Consider the following 4,749-nt stretch of genomic DNA (forward strand, 5'->3'; position numbering starts at 1 on the left):
TTGAACCAGCGTCTTCAACGGGAAGTTGCCGAACGCCAGAAGATGCAGGGCAAGCTGGAGGTCGCCGAGCAGACCCTCGAACAAAGCTCCAAGCTGGCGGTTCTGGGCGAGATGTCGGCGGCCGTTTCACACGAGTTGAACCAGCCGCTTGCGGCCATGAAGACCTATCTGGCGGGGGCCGCGTTACTGCTGCGGCGCAACCGACCGGACGAAGCGCTTTCGTCGTTTCAGCGGATCGACGACCTGATCGAGCGAATGGGAGCGATCACGCAGCAGTTGAAAAGCTATGCGCGCAAGGCCGGCGATGCGCTGGCCCCCGTTGATATGGGCGACGCGGTGGTTTCGGCACTTTCGATGATGGAGCCGCAACTCAAACGCAACAAGGTGCGGCTCACGCGCACAATGCCCGACAGGCCGGTCATGGTGATGGGCGACCGGTTGCGCATCGAACAGGTTATCATCAACCTATTGCGCAACGCACTGGATGCGACCCAGGGCGTGGATGCGCCCGAGATCGACATCCTGTTGGCGGCGGGGGAAACGGTCACGCTCACCGTGCGCGATAACGGCCACGGAATCGAGGATCTCGATTCCCTCTTCGAGCCGTTTTATACCACCAAGCAACCAGGCGAGGGGGTCGGGCTGGGCCTTGCGATTTCCTCGGGAATCGTGAACGACCTCGGCGGGCGCCTGACGGCTCGCAATGCAGATGGCGGGGGGGCTGTATTCGAGATGCGGCTACCTATCTTTGAAGAGGACAAGATTCGCGCGGCCCGATAAGGCGAGTGAATCGTATGGCATCAGGGGAAGAGTGTGATGGCCAAGGCAATGAAAATCGCAATCATCGACGACGAGCAGGACATGCGCCAGTCGATCAGCCAATGGCTTGCGCTGTCAGGCTATGACACCGAGACATTCGCGAGCGCCGAGGATGCCTTGAAGAAGCTGGGACCGGATTATCCGGGGATCGTGATCTCCGATATCAAGATGCCAGGCATGGACGGAATGCAGTTTCTCAAGAAGCTCATGGGCCAGGACAGTGCCTTGCCGGTGATCATGATCACCGGTCATGGCGATGTGCCCATGGCGGTCGAGGCGATGCGGGTAGGCGCTTTCGATTTTCTGGAAAAACCATTCAACCCCGACCGGATGAGCGAACTGGCCAAGAAAGCCGCGCATGCCCGCCGCCTGGTGCTGGACAACCGCGCGCTTCGTCGCGAACTCAGCGATGGCGGGCAGTTGATGAAAAAGCTCATTGGCGTGAGCCCGGCGATGGAGCGGTTGCGAGAAGATATTCTCGATCTCGGGCAGGCCGACGGTCATGTTCTCATCGACGGGGAAACCGGCACCGGGAAAACGCTGGTGGCCCATGCGCTTCATGCGGTCGGGATGCGGGCCGGAAAGAAATTCGTATTGGTGAGTTGCGCGGCGCTTGAAGAGGACGCGTTGTCAAAGCGGCTCTTCGGACCGATGATGCCCGAGGACAGCCAGCTTCCAGCGGTCGAGGAGGCCCGCGGTGGCACGCTGGTGCTCGAAGACATAGAGACCCTGCCGGATGCGGTGCAAAGCAAGCTTCTGAGCTTTGTCAATGCAGAGGGCACGCCGCCCGAAACCCGGATCATTGCCATTTCCAACCTTCAGGAGCAAGGCAAGACCTGCGAGGATGTTTTGCGCCCGGATCTGTTCTACCGGCTGGCGTCGTTGCGCATCACCGTGCCGCCATTGCGCCAGCGCGGCGAGGATATACTGGCACTCTTTACCCGGCTTTCCGAGCAGTTCGCCGATGACTATGGCTGTGACGCGCCCAAGGTCAGCGCGCAGGAGGCGGCGCAACTCTTGCAGGCGCCCTGGCCGGGCAACGTGCGCCAGTTGATCAACGTCGCCGAGCGCGCGGTGCTCCAATCGCGTCGCGGGCAGGGGTCGATCACCTCGCTTCTGATGAGTGATCACGAGGACATGCAGCCGGTGATGACCACCGAGGGAAAGCCGCTCAAGGAATATGTCGAAGCCTTCGAGCGGATGCTGATCGATAACACGATGCGCCGTCACAAGGGCAATATTTCGAACGTCATGGAAGAGCTGTGCCTGCCGCGACGCACGCTTAACGAGAAAATGGCGAAATACGGCCTGCAGCGATCCGATTACCTTTGAAGCGTGGCGTGGGGTTGAATGCGGGCCGCGCGGCCCCTTGCCAAAATGGCAATGTGCGAATTTCAGCATTGTAATCGCCCCACCCATGCCCTTATGTAGGAATATGGCACAGGCGCGTTTGCCGTGTGCCGCGAGAGTTTCACTGTCAGGACAAGGTGTAGGTTTCAAAACCGGCATGTCCGGACAGGATGAATGGGTTCCGCCTGGAGCCTCATGAAAGGTCCGCCACCCCCGATGGGGTGCTCCGGACGAATGAACGGGCTGCTGAACCGCATGGCGGGCGCGGCCGGAGAAGAACCGCGATGAAGCGCGCGCGACCATTGAGTGTGAGAGCAGGGGGCCTTGATGCCCGCGCCTGCCGCGCGGCGTTCATTGCCAGAAACAGACATGATTCAAGACCGATCGCGCCCCCAGGGGGCATGGCGGTCCTATTGTCATGCAAATGGATCACATGGCCAAGAAAATGCTTATCGATGCCACCCACGCGGAGGAAACCCGCGTCGTGGTGGTGGACGGAAACAAGGTCGAGGAATTCGACTTCGAGTCTGAAAACAAACGCCAGCTAGCCGGAAATATCTACCTGGCCAAGGTTACGAGGGTCGAACCGTCTCTTCAGGCGGCCTTTGTCGATTACGGCGGCAACCGACACGGCTTTCTCGCCTTTTCGGAAATTCATCCCGACTACTATCAGATCCCGGTCGCCGACCGCGAACGGCTGATGGAGGAAGAGCGTGCCTATGTCGAGGCGCTGAAGGCCCGCGAAGACGAGGAAGAGAAAAAGCCCTCGCGATCGCGAAGCCGCCGATCGTCGTCGAAAAAATCCAGCGCCGAGGTGGTCAAGTCCGACGATGCAGTCGCATCCACGGATGCAAAAGACGAGGGCAGCGCGCGCGATATTTCCGGGATGGAGACCATCGACCTCGAAGGCGATGAGGTGCCCGAAGGCACTTCTCCGATGGATCTGGTTGGTGAAACCCCGGTTGAAGAACCGGACGAGACCACGAACGGCGATTCAGACAATGGTGCGGGACATGATGAGGCACAGGGTTCCGATGCCGCCGCCAAGGACGAGAGCATCGAATCTGTTGCCGATGACGACGACAGCGATGATATCCGCCCGCCCCGCAAGCCACGCGCACGCCGTTACAAGATCCAGGAAGTGATCAAGGTGCGCCAGATCCTTCTGGTGCAGGTCGTCAAGGAAGAGCGTGGTAACAAGGGTGCGGCGCTGACCACCTACCTGTCGCTTGCGGGTCGTTATTGCGTGCTCATGCCCAACACAGCGCGGGGCGGTGGCATCAGCCGCAAGATCACCAACGCGCCCGACCGCAAGAAGCTCAAGGAAATCGCGAACGAGATCGACGTGCCGCAGGGCGCGGGGCTGATCATCCGCACGGCAGGGGCCAAACGCACCAAGAGCGAGATCAAGCGCGATTACGAGTATCTGCAACGGCTGTGGGAACAGATCCGCGAATTGACGCTCAAATCCATTGCGCCGGCGAAGATCTATGAAGAGGGCGACCTTATCAAGCGCTCGATCCGCGACCTTTACAATCGCGAGATCGACGAGGTCTTGGTCGAGGGTGAGCGCGGCTATCGCATCGCCAAGGACTTCATGAAGATGATCATGCCGTCCCACGCCAAGAACGTGAAGCATTACCACGAAGGGCTACCGCTCTTTGCGCGGTTCCAGGTCGAGAGCTACCTCAGCTCGATGTTCAATCCGAGCGTTCAGCTCAAGTCGGGCGGTTACATCGTGATCGGCGTCACCGAGGCGCTGGTGGCGATCGACGTCAACTCGGGCAGAGCGACCAAGGAAGGCTCGATCGAGGAAACTGCACTCAAGACCAATCTCGAAGCTGCGGACGAGGTGGCGCGCCAGTTGCGGCTGCGCGATCTGGCCGGGTTGATCGTGATCGATTTCATCGACATGGATGAGCGGCGCAACAACGCGGCGGTCGAAAAGCGGATCAAGGAAAAGCTCAAGACCGACCGTGCGCGCATCCAGGTGGGGCGCATTTCGGGTTTCGGCCTGATGGAAATGTCGCGTCAGCGTCTGCGCCCGGGCATGATCGAGGCAACGACACAACCTTGCCCGCATTGTCACGGCACAGGGCTCATCCGGTCTGATGACAGTCTTGCGTTGAGCATCCTTCGCCAGATCGAGGAAGAGGGCACCCGCGGACGCTCGCGCGAGGTTCTGGTGAAATGTCCGGTCGGGATCGCCAACTTCCTGATGAACCAGAAACGCGAGCATATCGCACAGATCGAGGCGCGATACACCCTGAGCGTGCGGGTCGAGGGTGACCCGATGTTGATCTCCCCTGATTTCAGCCTTGAAAAGTTCAAGACCGCCTCGCGCGTCGTGGCAGACCCCGGCATGCATGTCGTATCGGTCGACACATCGCTGATGGACGCCATCGACAGCGACAGCGACGTCGAGGCCGAGAGCGAAACGCAGCCGTCGCAAGCCGAGTCGGCGCAAAACGAGGGCGAGGAGGAAAAGCCCAAGAAGCGGCGCCGCCGTCGACGTCGGAGCCGCTCGTCCAAGTCGGGCAATGGGGCCGAGGCGAAAACCGAAGATCGCAATGCCGAGCC

General features: G+C 60.3%; 3 protein-coding genes. All 3 read left to right on the forward strand.

From position 1 onward, the window contains the following. On the forward strand, positions 1 to 780 hold a 780-nt coding region (locus ACESL9_RS17070), incomplete at its 5' end, for a sensor histidine kinase (protein ID WP_372675305.1). 36 nt (positions 781 to 816) lie between these two features. Beyond that, on the forward strand, positions 817 to 2,151 hold the full coding sequence (locus ACESL9_RS17075) for a sigma-54-dependent transcriptional regulator (RefSeq protein WP_372614884.1): 1,335 nt from the start codon (positions 817 to 819) through the stop codon (positions 2,149 to 2,151). Between the two features lie 451 nt (positions 2,152 to 2,602). Further along, positions 2,603 to 4,749, forward strand: a 2,147-nt coding sequence (locus tag ACESL9_RS17080; RefSeq protein WP_372675306.1) for a ribonuclease E/G, incomplete at its 3' end; no start/stop codon positions are given.

This window comes from Aquicoccus sp., assembly GCF_041686535.1.
Taxonomy (GTDB): Bacteria; Pseudomonadota; Alphaproteobacteria; order Rhodobacterales; family Rhodobacteraceae; genus Aquicoccus.